This window comes from Pseudomonas sp. DR 5-09, from assembly GCF_001655595.1.
In the GTDB taxonomy this organism is placed as follows: domain Bacteria; phylum Pseudomonadota; class Gammaproteobacteria; order Pseudomonadales; family Pseudomonadaceae; genus Aquipseudomonas; species Aquipseudomonas pharyngis.
Map to the genome: position 1 here is coordinate 595,026 of NZ_CP011566.1, position 20,609 is coordinate 615,634.

At 61.7% G+C, this 20,609-nt stretch carries 18 protein-coding genes; 16 read left to right on the forward strand and 2 right to left on the reverse strand.

Going from position 1 to position 20,609, the window contains the following annotated elements; all coding sequences use genetic code 11:
- Positions 1-131 precede the first annotated feature (131 nt).
- Positions 132-983, forward strand: coding sequence for a flagellar motor stator protein MotA (gene motA, locus PDR5_RS02585; RefSeq protein ID WP_007952169.1), 852 nt, complete (start codon positions 132-134; stop codon positions 981-983).
- Between the two features lie 3 nt (positions 984-986).
- Positions 987-2,051 (forward strand): flagellar motor protein MotB, encoded by a 1,065-nt coding sequence (gene motB / locus PDR5_RS02590; protein ID WP_064593090.1) that lies wholly within the window; start codon positions 987-989, stop codon positions 2,049-2,051.
- A gap of 56 nt (positions 2,052-2,107) precedes the next feature.
- Here the strand turns inward: motB and rsgA are convergent, their stop codons facing one another.
- Complete coding sequence (rsgA, locus tag PDR5_RS02595; RefSeq protein ID WP_039766628.1) at positions 2,108-3,139, reverse strand: small ribosomal subunit biogenesis GTPase RsgA; 1,032 nt, start codon at positions 3,137-3,139, stop codon at positions 2,108-2,110.
- A gap of 107 nt (positions 3,140-3,246) precedes the next feature.
- On the opposite strand from rsgA, the gene orn reads away from it, so the two are divergent.
- Positions 3,247-3,789 carry an oligoribonuclease gene (gene orn / locus PDR5_RS02600; protein ID WP_064593092.1) on the forward strand — a complete coding sequence of 181 codons (543 nt, stop codon included), beginning with the start codon at positions 3,247-3,249 and terminating at the stop codon, positions 3,787-3,789.
- A gap of 83 nt (positions 3,790-3,872) precedes the next feature.
- Positions 3,873-4,484 (forward strand): trimeric intracellular cation channel family protein, encoded by a 612-nt coding sequence (locus tag PDR5_RS02605; protein ID WP_064593093.1) that lies wholly within the window; start codon positions 3,873-3,875, stop codon positions 4,482-4,484.
- Here the strand turns inward: PDR5_RS02605 and queG are convergent.
- Positions 4,466-5,545, reverse strand: coding sequence for a tRNA epoxyqueuosine(34) reductase QueG (gene queG, locus PDR5_RS02610; RefSeq protein WP_064593095.1), 1,080 nt, complete (start codon positions 5,543-5,545; stop codon positions 4,466-4,468). The genes PDR5_RS02605 and queG overlap by 19 nt on opposite strands.
- 63 nt (positions 5,546-5,608) lie before the next feature.
- On the opposite strand from queG, the gene PDR5_RS02615 reads away from it, so the two are divergent.
- From PDR5_RS02615 to PDR5_RS02670, 12 genes are all read left to right on the forward strand, one after another.
- A complete protein-coding gene (locus PDR5_RS02615) occupies positions 5,609-7,108 on the forward strand; it encodes a bifunctional ADP-dependent NAD(P)H-hydrate dehydratase/NAD(P)H-hydrate epimerase (protein ID WP_064593097.1) in 1,500 nt (499 codons plus the stop codon).
- Positions 7,096-7,566, forward strand: coding sequence for a tRNA (adenosine(37)-N6)-threonylcarbamoyltransferase complex ATPase subunit type 1 TsaE (tsaE, locus tag PDR5_RS02620; RefSeq protein WP_007950729.1), 471 nt, complete (start codon positions 7,096-7,098; stop codon positions 7,564-7,566). Before PDR5_RS02615 ends, tsaE begins: the two co-directional genes overlap by 13 nt.
- A 51-nt stretch (positions 7,567-7,617) precedes the next feature.
- Complete coding sequence (locus PDR5_RS02625; protein ID WP_371857703.1) at positions 7,618-8,997, forward strand: N-acetylmuramoyl-L-alanine amidase; 1,380 nt, start codon at positions 7,618-7,620, stop codon at positions 8,995-8,997.
- The gene (gene mutL / locus PDR5_RS02630; protein ID WP_039766643.1) at positions 8,994-10,901 is read left to right on the forward strand and encodes a DNA mismatch repair endonuclease MutL; all 1,908 of its coding nucleotides are present in this window, start codon (positions 8,994-8,996) and stop codon (positions 10,899-10,901) included. Before PDR5_RS02625 ends, mutL begins: the two co-directional genes overlap by 4 nt.
- Positions 10,901-11,872, forward strand: a complete 972-nt coding sequence (gene miaA / locus PDR5_RS02635; RefSeq protein WP_064593101.1) for a tRNA (adenosine(37)-N6)-dimethylallyltransferase MiaA — start codon at positions 10,901-10,903, stop codon at positions 11,870-11,872. Before mutL ends, miaA begins: the two co-directional genes overlap by 1 nt.
- A gap of 93 nt (positions 11,873-11,965) precedes the next feature.
- Positions 11,966-12,226 carry an RNA chaperone Hfq gene (gene hfq, locus PDR5_RS02640; protein ID WP_007902656.1) on the forward strand — a complete coding sequence of 87 codons (261 nt, stop codon included), beginning with the start codon at positions 11,966-11,968 and terminating at the stop codon, positions 12,224-12,226.
- Positions 12,227-12,238: 12 nt separating this feature from the next.
- Positions 12,239-13,540 carry a ribosome rescue GTPase HflX gene (gene hflX / locus PDR5_RS02645; RefSeq protein ID WP_064593103.1) on the forward strand — a complete coding sequence of 434 codons (1,302 nt, stop codon included), beginning with the start codon at positions 12,239-12,241 and terminating at the stop codon, positions 13,538-13,540.
- 96 nt (positions 13,541-13,636) lie between these two features.
- Positions 13,637-14,806, forward strand: a complete 1,170-nt coding sequence (hflK, locus tag PDR5_RS02650; protein ID WP_039766653.1) for an FtsH protease activity modulator HflK — start codon at positions 13,637-13,639, stop codon at positions 14,804-14,806.
- Entirely contained in the window at positions 14,806-15,675 is an 870-nt protein-coding gene (gene hflC / locus PDR5_RS02655; protein WP_007950723.1) for a protease modulator HflC, read from the forward strand. Before hflK ends, hflC begins: the two co-directional genes overlap by 1 nt.
- Before the next feature lie 313 nt (positions 15,676-15,988).
- The gene (locus tag PDR5_RS02660; RefSeq protein ID WP_011332186.1) at positions 15,989-17,176 is read left to right on the forward strand and encodes an ATP phosphoribosyltransferase regulatory subunit; all 1,188 of its coding nucleotides are present in this window, start codon (positions 15,989-15,991) and stop codon (positions 17,174-17,176) included.
- Positions 17,177-17,230: 54 nt separating this feature from the next.
- On the forward strand, positions 17,231-18,520 hold the full coding sequence (locus tag PDR5_RS02665; RefSeq protein WP_007950715.1) for an adenylosuccinate synthase: 1,290 nt from the start codon (positions 17,231-17,233) through the stop codon (positions 18,518-18,520).
- A gap of 141 nt (positions 18,521-18,661) precedes the next feature.
- Positions 18,662-20,596 (forward strand): methyl-accepting chemotaxis protein, encoded by a 1,935-nt coding sequence (locus tag PDR5_RS02670; RefSeq protein WP_039766777.1) that lies wholly within the window; start codon positions 18,662-18,664, stop codon positions 20,594-20,596.
- Positions 20,597-20,609: the final 13 nt, after the last annotated feature.

The window sequence follows — 20,609 nt, forward strand, 5'->3', positions numbered from 1 at the left end:
GGCATGGGCTAAATTGGCTTTTCGCCTGAACTGGCTATAGTCTGGCGCAGTTTTGCCGATAAGTAGAAGAAGAGATTTTTTAACTTCCGAATATGACCTTGAACCCGACTTAAACAAGTACCTTTCTACCTATGGCTAAAATTATCGGCATCATCGTCGTATTCGCGAGCGTGCTCGGCGGATACGTGCTCTCCCACGGCAAGATTGCCGCCCTGATCCAGCCTTTCGAGGTAATGATCATCGGCGGTGCGGCACTCGGAGCATTCCTCCAGGCCAACCCCGGCTACATGACGATGCACGTGCTCAAGAAATCCCTGAGCATGTTCAGTTCGCGTTTCAGCCACACGTTCTATCTGGAAGTGCTGGGCCTGATCTACGAGATCCTCAACAAGAGCCGCCGCGAAGGCATGATGGCCATCGAAGGCGACATCGAAGACGCCGCCGCGAGCCCGATCTTCGCCAAGTACCCGGCGGTACTGAAAGACGAACGCATGACCGCGTTCATCTGCGATTACCTGCGCATCATGTCGTCCGGCAACATGGCTCCCCACGAGCTGGAAGGCCTGTTCGACATGGAACTGTACAGCCTGAAGGAAGACCTCGAGCATCCGTCCCACGCGGTGAACGGCATTGCCGACGCCATGCCGGGTTTCGGTATCGTCGCGGCGGTACTGGGTATCGTGGTGACCATGGCCTCCCTGGGTGAAGGCGATCAGAAGTCCATCGGTCTGCACGTAGGTGCGGCACTCGTGGGTACCTTCTTCGGTATTCTCGCGGCATACGGTTTCTTCGGTCCGCTGGCGCACTCCCTGGCTCACGATGCCAAGGAAGAGCTGAACGTCTACGAAGCCATCAAGGCCTCGCTGGTGGCTTCGGCTTCCGGCATGCCGCCGTCGCTGGCTGTCGAGTTCGGTCGCAAGGTGCTGTACCCGGCTCACCGTCCAAGCTTTGCCGAGCTGGAACAAGCCGTTCGCGGTCGCTAAGTCATGGAAAATAACCAGCCGATAATCATCAAGCGCGTCAAGCGCATCGCCGGCGGGCATCACGGCGGGGCGTGGAAGATCGCCTTCGCCGACTTCGCGACGGCGATGATGGCGTTCTTCCTGGTGTTGTGGCTGCTGTCCACCGCGACCCCGGAACAGAAGATCGCCATCGCCGGTTACTTCAAGGACCCGGTCGGTTTCTCCGAAAGCGGCACGCCGTACATCATCGATCTGGGCGGCACGCCGACCCTGGCACCGGAAAACACCCTCAACCCTGAAGTGAAGTCGCAGCCGCAACCGGACAAGGTCACGGTCGACACCGAACAGGTTGAAGGCATGGCCGAGCAGGTCGAGAAGGAACGTCTGGAACTGTTGCTGCAAGAACTGCAGAACAAGGTCGACGAGAACCCGCAACTGCAGAAGTTCAAGGACCAGATCCTCTTCGAAATCACGCCGAACGGCTTGCGCATCCAGATCATGGACGCCGAGAACCGGCCAATGTTCGACTCCGGTTCTGCACGCCTGAAACCGTACTTCGAAGACATCCTGCTGGCCATGGCCGACACCATCAAGGCGGTGCCGAACAAGATCAGCATCAGCGGTCACACCGACGCCAAGCCTTATGTAGGCAATGGCGACTTCGGCAACTGGGAGCTTTCGGCCAACCGCGCCAACGCCGCCCGGCGTGCGCTGGTGGCGGGCAGTTACCCGGACTCGCAAGTGGCGCGTGTGGTGGGTTACGCCTCGTCGGCGCTGTTCGACAAGGAGAACCCGTTCAACCCGGTCAACCGCCGCATCGACATCGTGGTGCTGACGAAGAAAGCCCAGGCGGCCATCGAAGGTGCGCAAGGCGCCGACCCGTCGAAACCGGCAGATCAAGGCCAGAACGGCGCCGCGCCGGCTACCCCGGTCGACCCGAACGCCTTGCCGGCGGATCAGCAACCGGTACCGGCCCACGAGTTGCGCGAACGGCTGAACCTGTTCGACGACCCGCTGCCGAAACCGACCGAGCCGGGCGCAGCGGCACCAGCACCGACGCCTGCACCGGCCCCCGCGCCGAAACAGTGACCCACAAAAAAGCCGCGAGATGATCGCGGCTTTTTTGTGTCTGGTTACTTGAAAGTCTAGTAACCGTTTTCCGGCAGGCTGGCGATGATCGAGCGGTAGCTGTTCATTCGCTGCTGCTGCACGCGGCCGTCTTCCAGGGCCTTGAGCAGCGCGCAACCGGGTTCGCGGTCGTGCTTGCAGTCGCGGAAGCGGCAGGTGCCGAGCAGGTCGTTGAACTCGATGAAACCGGCTTCGACGTCGGCGCGGCTGACGTGGCCGAGGCCGAATTCGCGGATGCCCGGGGAGTCGATCAGTTCGCCGCCGCCGGGGAAGTGGAACAGACGTGCGGTCGTCGTGGTATGCGTACCTTGACCGGACAGCTCGGACAGCGGGCCGACGCGGGTTTCGACTTCCGGCAGCAGGCTGTTGACCAGCGACGACTTGCCGACACCGGACTGGCCGACGAACACGCTGATGCGCCCGTCGAGCTGCTTCTGCAATTGCTCCATGCCGTTGCCGTGGTGCGCCGAGACTTCCAGCACCGGATAGCCCAGCGTGCGGTAGACCGCCAGCAGGGCATTCAGCGCCGGGGCGTTCTGCTCGTCGATCAGGTCGAATTTGTTCAGCAGCAGCAACGGGCGAATGCCGGCGTGTTCGGCGGCGACCAGATAACGGTCGATCAGGTTGGCATGGGGCTCGGGCAGCGGGGCGAAGACGATGACGATCATGTCGACGTTGGCGGCCACCGGCTTGAGCTGGCCACGGCTGTCCGGACGGCACAGCTCGGTGGTGCGCGGCAGTTGCGCGACGATCACGCCGATGCCCTGGTTGCCGGCGCGCCATACTACCCGGTCGCCCGTCACCAGCGCCGGCAGGTTGGCCCGCAGGTGGCAGCGGAAGACCTGGCCGGCCAGCTCACCGTCAACGGCCTCGACCTCGACCTGCACACCGAAGTGGGCGATCACCAGGCCGTGCTGTTCCGGGCCGAGGTCGCCGCCTTCGAGCGCCTCGACGGCCGAGGACTCGCGTTTGGCGGCGCGGGCGGCGCGCTCGCCCTGAATCTTTTCGATGCGCCAGTTTTGACGACGATTGAGTTGGCGTTTGGCCATGGGTGTTCCGTCTGAAGAATACAGCGATTAGGTAAAACGGCCGCGAGTTTAGCACGCCCGGCAGGCTGCCTAGGCTAAACTGCGCAGCATTGCTCAGGAGCCGAAAAATGCAAAACCCGCAGAATCTGATCTGGATCGACCTCGAAATGACCGGTCTGGATCCGGAAAACGACGTCATCATCGAAATGGCCACCATCGTCACCGACAGTGACCTGAACACCCTGGCCGAGGGCCCGGTGATCGCCATCCACCACAGCGACGAAGTCCTCGCCCGCATGGATGAGTGGAATACCCGCACCCACGGCAACTCCGGCCTGACCCAGCGCGTACGCGACAGCCGCATCAGCATGGCCGAGGCCGAGGCTGAAACCATCGCCTTCCTCGAAAAGTGGGTGCCGAAGGGCAAGTCGCCGATCTGTGGCAACAGCATCTGCCAGGATCGCCGCTTCCTTTATACCCATATGAAGTCGCTGGAAAGCTACTTCCACTATCGCAACCTGGACGTCTCCACGCTCAAGGAACTGGCCGCGCGCTGGGCGCCGGACGTGCGTGACAGCTTCAAGAAGGGCAGCACTCACCTGGCGCTGGACGACATCCGCGAATCCATCGCCGAGCTGCAGCATTACCGCAAGCATTTCATCAAGTTCTGAGATCGGCACCCACGCCGAGGCGCCCTCTTTTGGTGCCTCGGTGAAGTGAGTAGACTGCGCGCCTTCCTGCCAGGATCGCCACCATGTTGCTGATGCTCTACCTCGTCGCCATTACTGCCGAAGCCATGACCGGCGCCCTGTCTGCGGGCCGTCGCGGCATGGACTGGTTCGGCGTGGTGCTGATCGCCTGCGTCACGGCGTTGGGCGGCGGTTCGGTGCGCGATGTGCTGCTCGGGCACTACCCGCTGACCTGGGTCAAACACCCGGAGTACCTGGTGCTGACCACGGTCGCGGCGATGATCACCGTGTTCACCGCACGGTGGATGCGTCACCTGCGCTCGCTGTTTCTGGTGCTCGACGCGGTCGGTCTGGTGGCATTCACCCTGATCGGCTGCATGACCGCCTTGGAAATGGGCCACGGCATGCTGGTGGCCTCGGTCAGCGGAGTGATCACCGGCGTGTTTGGGGGCATCCTGCGCGATATTTTCTGCAACGATATTCCGTTGATCTTCCGCCGTGAGCTGTATGCCAGCGTCTCGTTCGCTGCCGCGTGGTGCTACATGCTCTGTCTGTTCCTGAATGTGCCGAGCGAGCAGGCGATTCTGATCACCTTGTTCGGTGGCTTTCTGTTAAGGCTGTTGGCGATTCGCTTCCATTGGGAAATGCCGAAGTTCGTTTATAACGACGAGCATTGACGGTCGGCGTGCTGTTTCAGCGCCCACTCCACATGTTCTCGCACCAGCTCTGACGGGTATTCGCGCCGCGCCTTGAGTGCTTCCAGCACTGGAATGCTTGACGGTGCATTTCCCAGTCCCACCGCCAGATTTCGCAGCCAGCGCTCGTAACCGGCCCGACGCAGCGGCGAACCTTCGGTGCTGCTGAGGAATTTGTCCTCATCCCACAGAAACAGTTCGGCCAGTTCTGCGTTGTCCAGATTGTGCCGTGGCTTGAAGTCGCTTTCGCCGGACGGGCGGGCGAAGCGGTTCCACGGGCAGCAGATCTGGCAGTCGTCGCAGCCGAACACGCGGTTGCCGATCAGCGGCCGCAGGTCTTCGGGAATGGCATTTTTCAGCTCAATGGTCAGGTAGGAAATGCAACGTCGCGCGTCCAGCACGTAGGGGCCTACGAAAGCGTTGGTCGGGCAGGTGTCGAGGCATGCGGTGCAGCGGCCGCAATGTTCGGTGCTATGCGGTTCATCCACCGGCAACGGCAGATCGACGAACAGTTCGGCGAGAAAGAAATAACTGCCGGCCTTGCGATTGAGCACCAGAGTGTTCTTGCCGATCCAGCCCAGCCCCGCCTGCTCGGCGATGGCTTTTTCCAGCACCGGAGCGCTGTCGACGAAGGCTCGGAAACCGAACGGACCGATTTCGGATTGAATCCTGTCCGCCAGTTGTTGAACGCGTTTACGGATCAATTTGTGATAATCGCGGCCCAAGGCATAACGCGAGATGTAGGCTTTTTCCGGTTTGCCCAGCAATTGCGCCATTTGTGTGTCGCCCGGCAGGTAGTCCATGCGCAGCGACACCACGCGCAAGGTGCCCGGCACCAGCTCTTCGGGGTGCGAGCGTTTGCTGCCGTGGGCGCCCATGTAATCCATTTCGCCGTGGTAGCCGGCCTCGAGCCAGCGTTGCAGGTGCTGTTCGTGCTCGGCCAGGTCCAGACCGCTGATGCCGACTTGCTGGAAGCCCAGCTCGCGGCCCCAGTCCTTGATGGATTGGGCGAGGGCGGGCAGATCTGTGGTGATGGCGGACATGAGGCGAGAGAAACCGGAGCTGAGGTGCGTATAATTCTGCCAGACATCGGAGCCCGAAGACGCATGCCGCACACTAAAGATCAATTACCCGACGCGCTGTACCGCGCCACGCAGGTGCGGGCACTCGATGCGCGGCTGATCGCTGCCGGCACTCCGGGCTTCGAATTGATGCAGCGCGCGGCCCATGCCACATGGCGCGCGCTGGTTCGACATTGGCCATCTGCTAACGAATTGACGGTGCTGGCAGGGCACGGCAACAACGCGGGTGACGGATACCTGGTGGCAGCGCTGGCGCGTCGGGCCGGTTGGCAGGTTCGGGTAGTGGCCGTGGGTGATCCACAGCGATTGCAGGGTGATGCGGCCGTAGCGCATGCCGACGCCGTGGCCGAAGGCGTGGTGATAGCCCCCTGGCATCCTTCCTGCGAGTTGCGCGGAATCGTCGTTGACGGGTTGCTCGGTACCGGTCTGAGCGGTGAAGTGCGTGAGCCTTACGCCGCTGCGATTGCGGCAATCAATGCCAGTGGATTGCCGGTGGTGGCGGTCGATATCCCTTCCGGGTTGTGCGCCGACACCGGTCATGCGTTAGGTCATGCGGTGCGCGCTGACCTCACCGTGACCTTCATCGGCCTGAAGCTCGGGCTGTTTACGGGCTCGGCGGCGGATCATGTCGGGGAACTGCTGTTTAACGATCTGCAGGCCACGGCCGAAAACTTCAGTGACATTCCTGTCGCCGCTCGCCGACTGAACGTGACTAACCTTCCGCGTCTGGCTGCACGTGCGCCGACTGCGCACAAGGGGCGTTTCGGTCATGTGCTGCTGATCGGCGGCGATCATGGTTTTGGCGGGGCGATCCTGTTGAGCACCGAAAGCGCGCTGCGCAGTGGCGCCGGGATGGTATCGCTGGCGACTCGCCCGGAACATGTACCAGCGGCATTGAGCCGGGTGCCGGAAGCCATGGCGTTGGGCGCCTCTTCGGCCAATCAATTGATGGGGCTGCTGGAAAAGGTGTCGGTGCTGGTCGTCGGGCCGGGGTTGGGCCAGGCCGCTTGGGGGCGGGCACTGTTGTCGGCCGCCGCCAATGCGGCGCTGCCGCAGGTGTGGGATGCCGATGCGCTGAACCTGCTGGCCTCAGGTTTTGTCAGTTTGCCCAAGGATTGCGTGATCACGCCGCATCCGGGGGAAGCAGCACGTTTATTGGGGATCAGTACCGCCGAAGTGCAGGCTGATCGTCCGGCGGCGGCGCTGGCATTGAGCAAAAAATACACAGCGGTGGTGGTGCTCAAGGGGGCGGGCACTTTGATTGCTCATCCCGATGGTCGTCTGGCGCTGTGTCATCAAGGCCATCCGGCGATGGCCACTGCCGGGCTCGGCGATGTGCTGGCGGGCCTGATCGGCGCGCTGCTGGCCCAGGGCATGGACGGTTTTGACGCCGCGAGTCTGGCAGTCTGGCTGCACGCCAACGCCGGTCTGCACCAAGGTAAATTCGGCCGTGGGCTGGCGGCCAGTGATCTGATTCCAGCCATTCGTCAGTTGTTGGAGGAGCATGCACCGTGTCTGAAGTAACCCTGTACCTGGCCGATGAACAGGCCATGAGCGACTTTGGCGCACGCATCGCCCGTATCACCCAGGGCCATGGCCTGATCTTTCTCGAAGGCAACCTCGGGATGGGCAAAACCACGCTGTCGCGGGGCATCATTCGCGGTCTGGGGCATGTGGGAGCGGTGAAAAGTCCGACCTTCACGCTGGTCGAGCCCTACGAGATCGGTGACGTTCGCGCGTTTCACTTCGACCTGTATCGTCTGGTCGATCCGGAGGAACTGGAGTTTCTCGGCATCCGCGACTATTTCGAAGACGACGCCCTGTGCCTGATCGAATGGCCCGATAAAGGTGCAGGCTTTTTGCCAAAGCCTGACCTGACCATTACCATTAGCCCGCAAGACAGCGGACGTTCGCTGACCATTTTATCCCAGGGCTCGCGCGGCGAGGCCTGGTGTGCCGCTTTGGCATTGGAAACCAATTGAATGATGGGGTTAGGTATGCGCTTTCGCGCGTTGGTGGCTGCCGTTGGACTGATGTTGATGGCAGTTACCGTCAACGCTGTGGCCGAGACGAAGGTCAACAGCGTGCGCCTGTGGCGGGCGCCGGACAACACGCGACTGGTGTTCGACCTGACAGGCCCGGTGCAGCACAGCGTCTTCACGCTGACCGCGCCGGATCGTCTGGTGATCGACATCAACGGCGCCACCCTCGGCGCGCCGCTCAATGTGCAGACCGCCAATACGCCGATCACTGCGATGCGTTCGGCCCAGCGCACGCCGACCGACCTGCGGGTGGTCATCGACCTGAAAAAAGCGGTCACCCCGAAAAGCTTCTCGCTGGCGCCGAACGCCCAGTATGGCAACCGTCTGGTGGTCGATCTGTTCGACAACCCGGCAGACGCGGCGCCACCGCCTGCGCCGACGCCGTCGGTCGCTACCGTACCGGCGGTGCCTGTCACGCCGGCTGAACCTGCGATCAAACTGCCACCGGCCCCGGCCGGAAAGCGCGACATCATCGTGGTCATCGACGCCGGTCACGGCGGTGAAGACCCGGGCGCATCGGGTTCTCGCGGCCAGCGCGAAAAAGACGTGGTACTGCAGATCGCCCGCGAGTTGCAGCGTCAGGTCAACGGCATGAAAGGCTTCCGCGCCGAACTGACCCGTACCGGCGACTACTTCATCCCGCTGCGCGGCCGTACCGAGATTGCCCGCAAGAAGGGCGCCGATCTGTTTGTCTCGATCCACGCCGACGCCGCGCCTTCTGCGGCCGCGTTTGGTGCGTCGGTGTTCGCCCTGTCCGATCGTGGCGCCACCTCGGAAACCGCCCGTTGGCTGGCCGACAGCGAAAACCGTTCCGACCTGATCGGCGGTGCCGGCAACGTCAGCCTCGACGACAAGGACCGCATGCTGGCCGGCGTTCTGCTCGACCTGTCGATGACCGCCTCGCTGACCTCCAGCCTCAACGTCGGCCAGAAGGTTCTGACCAATATTGGCCGGGTCACCCCGCTGCACAAGCAGCGCGTGGAACAGGCCGGGTTCATGGTGCTGAAATCGCCGGACATCCCGTCGATCCTGGTGGAAACCGGCTTCATCTCCAACGCCAACGAAGCGAACAAGCTCTCGGCAGCGAGCCACCAGCAGGCGCTGGCGCGTTCGATCAGCAGCGGCGTGCGTCAGTTCTTCCAGCAAAATCCGCCACCGGGCACTTACATCGCCTGGCTGCGTGATTCGGGCAAGATCGCTCAGGGGCCGCGTGATCACCGGGTAGGTCCGGGTGAGACCGTGGCGATGATTGCCGTGCGTTATCAGATTTCGCCGGCCACACTGCGTAGCGCCAACAATCTGAAAAGCGATGATCTGAAAGTCGGCCAGCACCTGACCATTCCCGGCACCGAACTGGCGTCCAAAGAATGAATCAGGTCCTGAACGCTGCCCGCATTGAACTGCTCAGCCCGCGGCTGGCGAACCAGATCGCCGCCGGTGAGGTGGTCGAACGCCCGGCCTCGGTGATCAAGGAGCTGCTGGAAAACAGCCTCGACTCCGGCGCCAAGCGTATCGACGTCGATGTCGAGCAGGGCGGTGTCAAACTGCTGCGAGTGCGCGACGACGGCAGCGGTATTTCCGCCGATGACCTGCCGCTGGCCTTGGCCCGTCACGCCACCAGCAAGATCCGTAACCTGGAAGACCTTGAACAGGTGATGAGCCTGGGTTTCCGGGGCGAGGCTTTGGCTTCGATCAGCTCCGTGGCGCGTCTGACCCTGACCTCGCGCACCCGCGACGCCGATCAGGCCTGGCAGGTCGAGACCGAAGGCCGCGACATGGCGCCCCGCGTGCAGCCGGCGGCGCACCCGGTCGGCACTTCGGTGGAAGTCCGTGACCTGTTCTTCAACACCCCTGCGCGACGCAAATTCCTCAAGACTGAAAAAACCGAATTCGATCACCTGCAGGAAGTGATCAAGCGTCTGGCGCTGGCGCGTTTCGACGTGGCTTTCCATTTGCGCCACAACGGCAAGACCATCCTCAGCCTGCACGAAGCCCACGATGATGCGGCCCGCGCCCGGCGTGTGGCGGCGATCTGCGGTTCAGGCTTCCTCGAGCAGGCGTTGCCGATCGAGATCGAACGCAATGGCCTGCATTTGTGGGGCTGGGTCGGTCTGCCGACCTTCAACCGCAGTCAGGCGGACTTGCAGTATTTCTTCGTCAACGGCCGTGCGGTGCGCGACAAACTGGTGGCCCACGCGGTGCGTCAGGCCTATCGCGATGTGCTGTTCAACGGCCGGCATCCGACGTTTGCGCTGTTTTTCGAGGTCGACCCGGCAGCGGTCGACGTCAACGTGCACCCGACCAAGCACGAAGTGCGCTTCCGTGACGGGCGCATGGTGCATGACTTCCTGTATGGCACCTTGCACCGTGCCCTCGGCGATGTGCGGCCGGAAGATCAGCTTGCCGGTTCGGTCACCACCGCGATCGTCCGGCCGACCGGCCTTGAAGCCGGTGAATTCGGGCCGCAGGGCGAAATGCGTCTGGCGGCCAATGCGTTGCTGGAGCAACCGCAGGCGCAACCGGCGTTCAATACCTCGTCGGGCGCCAGCGCTGGCGGCGCTTATCAGTATCAATACACGCCACGTCCGCAATCGACCGTGCCGGTAGCCGAGGCCCAGGCCGCGTACCGCGAGTTTTTTGCGCCGCTGCCCGAGGCCAATGCCAATGCATTGCCAGCCGGTCAGGAAGACATTCCGCCGCTTGGCTACGCGCTGGCTCAGCTCAAGGGCATTTACATTCTGTCCGAGAACGCCCAAGGCCTGGTTTTGGTGGACATGCACGCCGCTCACGAGCGGATCATGTATGAGCGCCTGAAGATCGCCATGGCCAGCGAAGGCCTGAGCGGCCAGCCGCTGCTGGTGCCGGAATCGCTGGCGGTCAGTCAGCGCGAGGCCGATTGCGCCGAAGAACATGCGGCATGGTTCCAGCGCCTCGGTTTTGAATTGCAGCGCCTTGGCCCCGAAACCCTGGCCATCCGGCAGATTCCGGCCCTGCTCAAACAGGCCGAAGCCAACCGACTGGTGGGCGATGTGCTGTCGGACTTGATGGAATACGGCACCAGCGACCGGATTCAGGCGCATCTGAACGAACTGCTCGGCACCATGGCCTGCCACGGCGCGATCCGCGCCAACCGCCGCCTGGCCTTGCCGGAAATGAACGGCCTGCTGCGCGACATGGAAAATACCGAGCGCAGCGGTCAGTGCAACCATGGCCGACCGACCTGGACCCAACTGGGCCTGGACGATCTGGACAAACTGTTCCTGCGCGGTCGTTGATGAGCCAGCTTCCTCCAGCGATTTTCCTGATGGGCCCGACCGCTGCGGGCAAGACCGATCTGGCCATCGAGCTGACCAAGGTGCTGCCGTGCGAGCTGATCAGTGTCGATTCGGCGCTGGTTTATCGCGGCATGGACATCGGCACCGCCAAGCCTTCCAAAGAACTGCTGGCCGAATTCCCTCATCGACTGATCGACATTCTCGATCCGGCCGAAGCTTATTCGGCAGCGGATTTCCGTCGCGATGCGCTGGAGGCCATGGCCGAGATCACCGCACGTGGAAAAATTCCGCTGCTGGTGGGCGGCACGATGCTCTATTACAAGGCTTTGATCGAAGGTCTGGCGGACATGCCGGCGGCCGATCCCGAGGTTCGCGCGCAGATCGAAGAAGAGGCCGCGCGCCTTGGCTGGCAGGCCCTGCACGATCAACTGGCGGTCATCGATCCGGAGTCGGCGGCACGCATCCATCCGAACGATCCACAACGGCTGAGTCGTGCGCTGGAAGTTTACCGGGTCAGCGGTCAGAGCATGACTGCGCTGCGCCTGCAACAATCTGCGCAAAGTGCTGAAGCGGCCGCATCGGGACTGCAACAATTGCCCTATACTGTCGCGAACCTGGCGATTGCTCCAACTAATCGGCAGGTATTGCACGAGCGCATTAAACAAAGATTCACAAATATGCTGGAACAGGGATTCATCGACGAGGTCGTAGCCCTGCGTAATAGAAGTGACCTGCATGCCGGGTTGCCGTCTATACGTGCGGTAGGCTACCGCCAGGTCTGGGACTACCTGGATGGCAAGCTGACGTCGGCCGAGATGCAGGAACGGGGCATCATCGCCACGCGCCAATTGGCCAAACGCCAGTTCACCTGGCTGCGCAGCTGGAAAGATTTACACTGGCTCGACAGTCTGGATTGCGACAATCTGCCACGCGCCTTGAAATACCTTGGGACGATCTCCATATTGAGCTGAGTCCTTGCAATTGCCGTCTATCCTTGGGGGTGTGGCGGCAAAAGCCATCTGTTTACCTATTTTTTATATTGAATCCTTAAAGGAGTGCGGCACATGTCAAAAGGGCATTCGCTACAAGACCCTTACTTGAATACTTTACGTAAAGAGAAAGTGGGGGTTTCCATCTACCTGGTGAACGGGATCAAACTGCAAGGCACGATCGAGTCGTTCGACCAGTTCGTTATCCTGCTGAAGAACACCGTCAGCCAGATGGTTTACAAACACGCTATCTCTACAGTCGTGCCGGTTCGTCCAATTCGTCTGCCAAGCGCAACCGAATCCGAAGCAGGTGACGCTGAGCCAGGTAACGCCTGATAGGAGTCTCCTTTGTTCTTTGAGCGCCACGGTGGTGGTGAACGAGTCATCCTCGTTCACTTGGATGGACAGGACCCTGAGGCGCGCGAAGATCCGCAGGAGTTTCAGGAACTGGCAAATTCGGCTGGCGCCGAGACCGTTGCGTTTTTTAACGTGCCGCGTCATCGGCCAACCGCCAAATACCTGATTGGCAGCGGCAAGGTCGAGGAACTGCGCGACCTGGTCCACGCCGAAGAAGCCGATCTGGTCATCTTCAATCACACCCTTACGCCCAGTCAGGAACGTAACCTCGAACGTGTTTTCGAGTGTCGCGTGATCGACCGTACCGGTCTGATTCTCGATATTTTCGCCCAACGCGCCCGTACCCATGAGGGCAAGCTCCAGGTCGAACTGGCCCAGCTTGACCACATGAGCACCCGGCTGGTTCGCGGCTGGACTCACCTTGAGCGTCAGGGTGGCGGTATCGGCATGCGCGGCCCGGGTGAAACCCAGCTCGAAACCGACCGGCGACTGCTGCGGGTTCGCCTGCGCCAGATCAAGGGCCGTCTGGAGAAAGTGCGCAGCCAGCGCGAACAGTCGCGTCGCGGCCGCTCGCGTGCGGATATCCCTACCGTATCTCTGGTGGGATATACCAACGCCGGTAAATCCACGCTGTTCAATAACGTGACCAAGTCCGACGTGTACGCGGCTGACCAGCTGTTCGCCACGCTCGATCCGACCCTGCGCCGTCTGGATCTGGACGACCTGGGGCCGATTGTCCTGGCCGACACCGTGGGCTTCATCCGCCACTTGCCGCACAAACTGGTCGAGGCATTTCGGTCTACGCTCGAAGAGTCGAGCAACTCCGATCTGCTGTTGCACGTGATCGATGCGGCCGAACCGGATCGCATGTTGCAGATCGAGCAGGTGATGGTGGTGCTGGGCGAGATCGGTGCCCAGGACTTGCCGATCCTCGAGGTCTATAACAAACTCGATTTGCTTGAAGGCGTTGAGCCACAAATCCAGCGCGATGAAAACGGCAAGCCCCAGCGGGTCTGGCTGTCGGCGCGTGATGGCACCGGTCTGGAATTGCTCGAGCAGGCGATTGCCGAGTTGTTGGGCAGTGACCTGTTCGTGGGAACCTTGCGCCTGCCTCAGCGGTTCGCGCGTCTGCGTGCACAGTTCTTCGAACTGGGCGCGGTACAGAAAGAAGAACACGACGAAGAAGGGGTCAGCTTGCTGGCCGTTCGATTGCCACGCTCGGAGCTCAATCGACTGGTCAGTCGTGAAGGCGTTGTGCCGACGGAGTTCATCGAGCAACACACTTTGCAATAAAAGCCTGGCAAAGCGGTTGTGCCGCAACGGCAGGCATTCTGTAGCATTGGTCGGCGCGCCGTGGGTGCGTCTTTGCTTTATCAGATGGAGAGCGCTATGGCTTGGAATGAGCCGGGTGGCAACTCGAACAATCAGGATCCTTGGGGTGGCAAGCGTCGCAACAACGGCGACCGCAAGGGACCGCCGGATCTCGACGAGGCCTTCCGAAAGCTGCAGGAAAGCCTGAACGGGTTGTTCGGTGGTGGAAAAAAACGCGGTGATGACGGTGGTGGCTCGGGCAAGAGCGGCGGCTTCGGCGGCCTGCTCGGCATCGGCCTTGTCGTGCTGGCGGCCGTCTGGCTGTACAGCGCGGTGTACGTTGTGGACGAGCAGGAGCAGGCCGTGGTGCTGCGCTTCGGCAAGTACTACGAGACTGTCGGTCCCGGCCTGAACATCTACTTCCCGCCGATCGACAAGAAGTACATGGAGAACGTCACGCGTGAGCGTGCCTACACCAAGCAGGGCCAGATGCTGACCGAAGACGAGAACATCGTCGAAGTGCCGCTGACCGTGCAGTATAAGATCAGCAACCTGCAGGACTTCGTGCTGAACGTCGACCAGCCGGAAATCAGCCTGCAACATGCTACCGACAGTGCGCTGCGCCATGTGGTGGGTTCCACCGCGATGGACCAGGTGCTGACCGAAGGTCGTGAGCTGATGGCCAGCGAGATCAAGGAGCGTCTGCAACGTTTCCTCGATACCTATCGCACCGGTATCACCGTTACCCAGGTCAACGTACAAAGCGCAGCGGCACCGCGTGAAGTGCAGGAAGCCTTCGATGACGTGATCCGCGCCCGTGAAGACGAGCAGCGTTCGCGCAACCAGGCTGAAACCTACGCCAACGGCGTGGTGCCGGAAGCCCGTGGTCAGGCCCAGCGTATCCTTGAAGATGCCAACGGTTACCGTGACGAAACGGTCTCGCGCGCCAAGGGTGAGGCAGATCGCTTCACCAAACTGGTTGCCGAGTATCGCAAGGCGCCCGAGGTCACTCGCCAGCGCCTGTACCTGGACACCATGCAGGAAGTCTTCAGCAGCACCAGCAAGGTGCTCGTGACCGGCAACAAGAACGGCCAGAGCAACCTGCTTTACCTGCCGCTGGACAAGATGATTCAGAACAGTTCGGGCAGCAATGCACCGGTCACCGGTTCGGCTGCCGCCAGCAACAACACGGACGTCACGCCGCATGTCACTGACGTGCCGCAGTCGCGTACAAGGGAGACCCGCTGATGAGCAATAAATCGCTGATCGCCCTGATCGTTGGCGTTGTCGTGGTACTGGTTGGCTGGAACTGTTTCTACATCGTGGCTCAGACCGAGCGTGCGGTGTTGCTGCAGTTCGGTCGCGTGGTTCAGGCTGATGTTCAGCCGGGTCTGCATGTGAAAGTGCCTTACGTTAACCAGGTGCGTAAATTCGACGCACGTCTGATGACGCTGGATGCACCGACACAGCGCTTCCTGACGCTGGAAAAGAAAGCCGTGATGGTCGATGCCTATGCCAAGTGGCGCGTGAAAGATGCCGAGCGCTTCTACACCGCAACGTCCGGCCTCAAGCAGATCGCTGACGAGCGTCTGTCCCGTCGTCTGGAATCGGGTCTGCGTGACCAGTTCGGTAAGCGCACCCTGCACGAAGTGGTGTCGGGTGAGCGCGATGCGCTGATGGCTGACATCACCGCGTCGCTGAACAAGATGGCTGAAAAAGAGCTGGGTATCGAAGTGGTCGATGTCCGGGTCAAGGCCATCGATCTGCCGAAAGAAGTGAACCGCAGCGTGTTCGAACGTATGAGCACCGAGCGTGAGCGTGAAGCTCGCGAGCACCGCGCCAAGGGTAACGAGCTGGCCGAAGGCATCCGTGCCGACGCCGATCGTCAACGCCGTGTGCTGCTGGCTGAAGCCTATCGTGAATCCGAAGAGATTCGCGGTGACGGTGATGCCCAGGCCGCTGCGATCTACTCCAAGGCCTACGGCCAGGATCAGGAATTCTACGGTTTCTACCGTAGCCTGCGTGCCTACCGTGAAAGCTTCGCGAACAAATCCGACGTCCTGGTCCTCGACCCAAGCAGTGACTTCTTCCGTTATCTGGAAAAGTCCAAGCCTTGATACGACGTTGACCTGAATCATTCCGCCCGGCGGCTAATACCTCGGGCGGGGTGATCCTTTGGGAAAACGTGTGTATGATGCGGCAGCCGGGAAATTCCCGGCTTTTTTGCGTCTGCACGTTTGATTGCTGTTTTTGTTGCAGAAGATCGGGTTGAATGGCCCGACAGTTTTTCGAGGAAAGTGATGGGCGAAGCCGGTAACAGGCCTTTCGCCGCGTCGTTCATGCGCGTGCGTTTTGAACGGGCCGGTCATTTTCTGCTTCACTCAAGGCTCGCCCTCGGGCTGGCCGCCCGGATCTAAGGGGAATGGCGTAATGGCAACGGTAGACCGCTGGCTGCTGCCAGATGGCATCGAAGAAGTACTGCCACCGGAAGCGGCGCGCATTGAAGTCGCGCGTCGTCAGGTGTTGGATCTGTTCCAGAGCTGGGGTTACGAGTTTGTCGTGACTCCCCATATCGAGTACCTGGAATCCCTGCTGACCGGCGCGGGCCAGGACCTGGATCTGCGTACCTTCAAGGTCATCGACCCGCAATCGGGCCGGCAGATGGGTTTCCGTGCCGACATCACGCCGCAAGTGGCGCGCATCGATGCGCACACCCTGCGTCGCGAAGGCCCGAGCCGTCTGTGCTACGCCGGCAGCGTGCTGCATGCCCAGCCGCGTGCCTTGTCGTCCTCGCGCAGCCCGATCCAACTGGGCGCCGAGTTGTACGGCGATGCCAGCCCGAGCAGCGACGTTGAAGTCATCAGCCTGATGCTGGCCATGCTGCAACTGGCCGACGTGCCGGACGTGCACATGGACCTCGGGCATGTCGGCATCTACCGCGGTCTGGCCCAGGCGGCCGGTCTGTCGGGTGAAGTCGAGCAGCAGTTGTTCGATGCATTGCAACGCAAGGCCATCGACGAGGTCATTACCTTGACCGAAGGCCTGCCGGCCGATCTGTCCGGCATGTTGCGCGCGCTGGTCGACCTGTGCGGCGGCCGTGAAGTGCTGAGCGCTGCCCGCGAGCGTCTGGCCAATGCGCCAGCGCCGGTACTGGCGGCGCTGGAAGATTTGCTGGCGATCGCCGAGCGTCTGTCGGTGCGCTTCCCGGAGCTGCCGCTGTACTTCGATCTGGGCGAACTGCGCGGTTATCACTACCACACCGGTGTGGTGTTTGCGGTATTCGTGCCGGGTGTTGGCCAGTCCATCGCCCAGGGCGGTCGCTACGACGACATCGGCGCCGACTTCGGTCGCGCCCGTCCGGCCACGGGCTTCTCCACCGATTTGAAAACCCTGGTGACCCTGGGGCGTGCTGAGATCGAGCTACCGTCTGGCGGTATCTGGATGCCTGACAGTACGGATGCGGCACTCTGGCAGCAGGTTTGCCAGTTGCGCAGTGAGGGTCAGCGTGTCGTTCAGGCGTTGCCTGGACAACCTTTGGCCGCCGCCCGTGATGCGGACTGCGACCGGCAATTGATCCAGCAGAACGGGCTTTGGCAAGTATCGCCACTGGCTTCTTGAGTTTTCCTGCCGGCTGACGCCGGCACCAAGTTTGCGCGAATGAGGACAAGTGTTATGGGTAAGAATGTCGTAGTCCTGGGCACCCAATGGGGTGATGAGGGCAAAGGCAAGATCGTTGATCTGCTGACCGAACATGCTGCCGCCGTAGTGCGCTACCAGGGTGGCCACAACGCCGGTCACACTCTGGTGATCGACGGTGAAAAAACCGTCTTGCACCTGATCCCGTCGGGCGTGCTGCGCGAAGGCGTGCAGTGCCTGATCGGCAACGGCGTGGTGGTTGCACCTGACGCCCTGCTGCGCGAGATCACCAAGCTGGAAGAGAAGGGTGTACCGGTGCGCGAGCGCCTGCGCATCAGCCCTTCCTGCCCGCTGATCCTGTCCTTCCACGTGGCGCTGGACCAGGCCCGTGAAAAGGCCCGCGGCGAGCTGAAGATCGGTACGACCGGTCGCGGCATCGGCCCGGCTTACGAAGACAAGGTTGCACGTCGTGGCTTGCGTGTTGGCGATCTGCTCAACATGCCGCGCTTTGAAGACAAGCTGCGTGAACTGGTGGACTACCACAACTTCATGCTGGTCGGTTACTACAAAGAGCCTGCCATCGAGTACGAAAAGACTCTGGCCGAGTGCAAGGAATACGCCGAGCTGCTCAAGCCGCTGATGCTGGACGTGACTGCCGAGCTGCACGACCTGCGTCGCGCCGGCAAAGACATCATGTTCGAAGGCGCCCAGGGTTCGTTGCTCGACATCGATCACGGCACCTATCCGTACGTGACCAGCTCCAACACCACCGCGGGTGGCGTGGCGACCGGTTCGGGCGTTGGTCCGATGTTCCTGGACTACATCCTGGGCATCACCAAGGCTTACACCACTCGCGTAGGTTCGGGCCCATTCCCGACTGAGCTGTTCGACGAAGTCGGTGCGCACCTGGCCAAGCAAGGTCACGAGTTCGGCGCTACCACCGGCCGTGCCCGTCGTTGCGGCTGGTTCGACGCCGTTATCCTGCGTCGTGCTATTGATGTGAACAGCATCTCGGGCATCTGCCTGACCAAGCTGGACGTACTCGACGGCCTGGAAACCATCAACATCTGCACCGGCTACAAAGACGCGCAGGGCAATGCCGTTGCTCCGACTGACGCTGACAGCTACGTGGGTCTGCAGCCTGTGTACGAAGAAGTGCCAGGCTGGACCGAATCGACCGTGGGCGCCAAGACCCTGGAAGAGCTGCCGGCTAACGCTCGTGCCTACATCAAACGCGTTGAAGAATTGATCGGCGCGCCGATCGACATTATTTCGACGGGTCCGGACCGCAACGAAACCATCGTTCTGCGTCATCCGTTCGCTTGATAAGTCGTTGATGTAAAAACACAAAGGCCCCTTCATCGGGGGCCTTTGTCGTTTATGCCTGTTGGACGGCATGACCTTTGCTGTGATTCTGTCTACAAGAGTGCCATCAAATTAATGGCGTCAGACGTAGAGGGATTCAAAGTGTCAGCCGTTCTCTCACTGTTACAAAGCCGTCTGTTGCGGCCCGTGTTCGTTACCCTCGGTATCGCCCTTTTGGTGCAAGTGCTGGTGGCCGTCGCCCTGACGCGGAGCACCGTCACCGCGCTGGAAGCCGATCTTGGCACTCGCCTGGGCGCCGACAGCCAGAAGTTGTCCGGTGAGCTGGAGCAGGCCGGACGTGAAGTCACGTCGAGTCTCGACAACCTTTCCTCAAGTACCCGTCAGCGCCTTACCGCCGGTCTTTCCTCGCGTCTGAAGGAAGAGCAGGCGCAACTGCGTGCGACTCTGGAAAAAGACCTGAAGGATTCGGCCAATGACATGGCCCAGTTGCTGGCCTCGGTGGCGCCCCGTGCCATGTGGGACAGCGACGTGCCGACCCTCTCCGAATTCGCCCGTCGGGCCCAGCGCAATCCCAACGTGCTGTTCGTGGTGTATGACGACGCCACCGGCCAGCATCTGACCCGCTACCTCAACCGCGAAAACCCGATCAACAAGGCCCTTTTGGAAAAAGGCCAGGGCGAGCGGGCGCTGGACAAGGTGCTGGATGCGGCGAAGAACGACCCGTCGGTCTACTACCTCGAAGCCTCAATCAACCCCAATGGCGTGGAAATCGGCAAGGTGCTGATGGGTGTCTCGACCGCCTCGGTTGAAACCGATCTGGCGGCGCTCGATCAGCGCTTCACGGCGTTGATTGCCAGCAGCGATCAACTGGTCGGTGACAGCCTCAAGGGCGCCGCTGCCGACAGCGCCACCGCCATGCAGGCTCGCCTGCAATCGGCGCAGTCCACAGCTGCCGAGATGAAAGCCAACACCACCAGTACCGTGCAGGATGCTGCTGCAACGCTGCGCTGGCGCATCGGTATGGGCTTGGCGCTGGTCGGTGCCGGGGTGCTGTTGCTGCTAGCGGTGGTGCTCGGTCATCGAGTGGTCAATCGCCTGAAAATGCTCAACGCCGCCATGGATGATCTGGCAGCAGGCGAGGGCGATCTGACCAAACGCGTGCAGATCAACAGCAAGGACGAAATCGGCGACATGGCCTCGGCGGTCAACCGCTTTGTGGACAAGTTGCAGCCGATCGTGCGCGAGGCCGGGGATGTGGCTCAGCGCACCGGTGTGGAAATCGGCGCCATGACCCTGCGCAACGCCGGGGCCGACGCAGCGGCCGGGATGCAGCGTGATGAAGTGGCCGAAAGCCTGCGAGCGCTGTCGCAAATGGCCGATGAGGCTCAGTCGGAAAGCCATGCGATGCAGGCGGCGTTGAAGCAGGTGGTCGATATTCGTCAGGCTACCGACGAGAACACTCGCACCTCGGCCAAGGTCGGCAGCCTGATCGAGGCGCTGGCGGGGCAGGTCGATACCGGGGCGAAAGTCATTGAGCGGCTGGCACAGCAGAGCGAGCAGATTGAAGTGGTGCTGACCGTGATTCACGGCATCGCCGAGCAGACCAACCTGCTGGCGCTCAACGCGGCCATCGAAGCGGCCCGTGCCGGCGAGACCGGTCGCGGGTTTGCAGTGGTGGCGGATGAAGTCCGGGCGTTGGCGAGCAAGACCCAAAGCTCGACCGGCGATATTCAGGCGCACATCGTGGCCTTGCAGCAGGGCGCCCGTGAGGCGGTGGAGGCGATTGGTCAGGCTGGGCGTCAAGCGAGCGAAGGTCTGCTGGTGCTGCGTGACAGCGCGCGACTGCAGCAGTCGGTGCAGGCGTCGGTCGAGCAGGTGCATGCGGCGATTGGCCTGGCGACTCAGGCAGCGGCGCATCAGGCGCAGGGCGCGCAGGCTGTGCGTGGGCGGGTCGAAACGATTCATGCCCAGGCCGAGAAAGCCGCTCAGGCGGTGGTCGAGACCACCGCCAGCGGCAAGGTGCTGGATGGTCTGGCGGCGCAACTCAAGGCCAGTCTGGGGCAGTTCCGGGCCTGATAGTGCGGGCAAA

Excerpts from the sequence above, each read along its gene's own strand:
- hflK (WP_039766653.1), top strand. The coding sequence starts at position 13,637 with ATGGCTTGGAATGAGCCGGGTGGCAACTCGAACAATCAGGATCCTTGG.
- queG (WP_064593095.1), bottom strand. The coding sequence starts at position 5,545 with ATGTCCGCCATCACCACAGATCTGCCCGCCCTCGCCCAATCCATCAAG.
- motA (WP_007952169.1), top strand. The coding sequence starts at position 132 with ATGGCTAAAATTATCGGCATCATCGTCGTATTCGCGAGCGTGCTCGGC.
- hfq (WP_007902656.1), top strand. The coding sequence starts at position 11,966 with ATGTCAAAAGGGCATTCGCTACAAGACCCTTACTTGAATACTTTACGT.
- PDR5_RS02605 (WP_064593093.1), top strand. The coding sequence starts at position 3,873 with ATGTTGCTGATGCTCTACCTCGTCGCCATTACTGCCGAAGCCATGACC.
- miaA (WP_064593101.1), top strand. The coding sequence starts at position 10,901 with ATGAGCCAGCTTCCTCCAGCGATTTTCCTGATGGGCCCGACCGCTGCG.
- motB (WP_064593090.1), top strand. The coding sequence starts at position 987 with ATGGAAAATAACCAGCCGATAATCATCAAGCGCGTCAAGCGCATCGCC.
- rsgA (WP_039766628.1), bottom strand. The coding sequence starts at position 3,139 with ATGGCCAAACGCCAACTCAATCGTCGTCAAAACTGGCGCATCGAAAAG.
- PDR5_RS02665 (WP_007950715.1), top strand. The coding sequence starts at position 17,231 with ATGGGTAAGAATGTCGTAGTCCTGGGCACCCAATGGGGTGATGAGGGC.
- hflC (WP_007950723.1), top strand. The coding sequence starts at position 14,806 with ATGAGCAATAAATCGCTGATCGCCCTGATCGTTGGCGTTGTCGTGGTA.
- mutL (WP_039766643.1), top strand. The coding sequence starts at position 8,994 with ATGAATCAGGTCCTGAACGCTGCCCGCATTGAACTGCTCAGCCCGCGG.
- PDR5_RS02660 (WP_011332186.1), top strand. The coding sequence starts at position 15,989 with ATGGCAACGGTAGACCGCTGGCTGCTGCCAGATGGCATCGAAGAAGTA.
- PDR5_RS02615 (WP_064593097.1), top strand. The coding sequence starts at position 5,609 with ATGCCGCACACTAAAGATCAATTACCCGACGCGCTGTACCGCGCCACG.
- orn (WP_064593092.1), top strand. The coding sequence starts at position 3,247 with ATGCAAAACCCGCAGAATCTGATCTGGATCGACCTCGAAATGACCGGT.
- PDR5_RS02625 (WP_371857703.1), top strand. The coding sequence starts at position 7,618 with ATGTTGATGGCAGTTACCGTCAACGCTGTGGCCGAGACGAAGGTCAAC.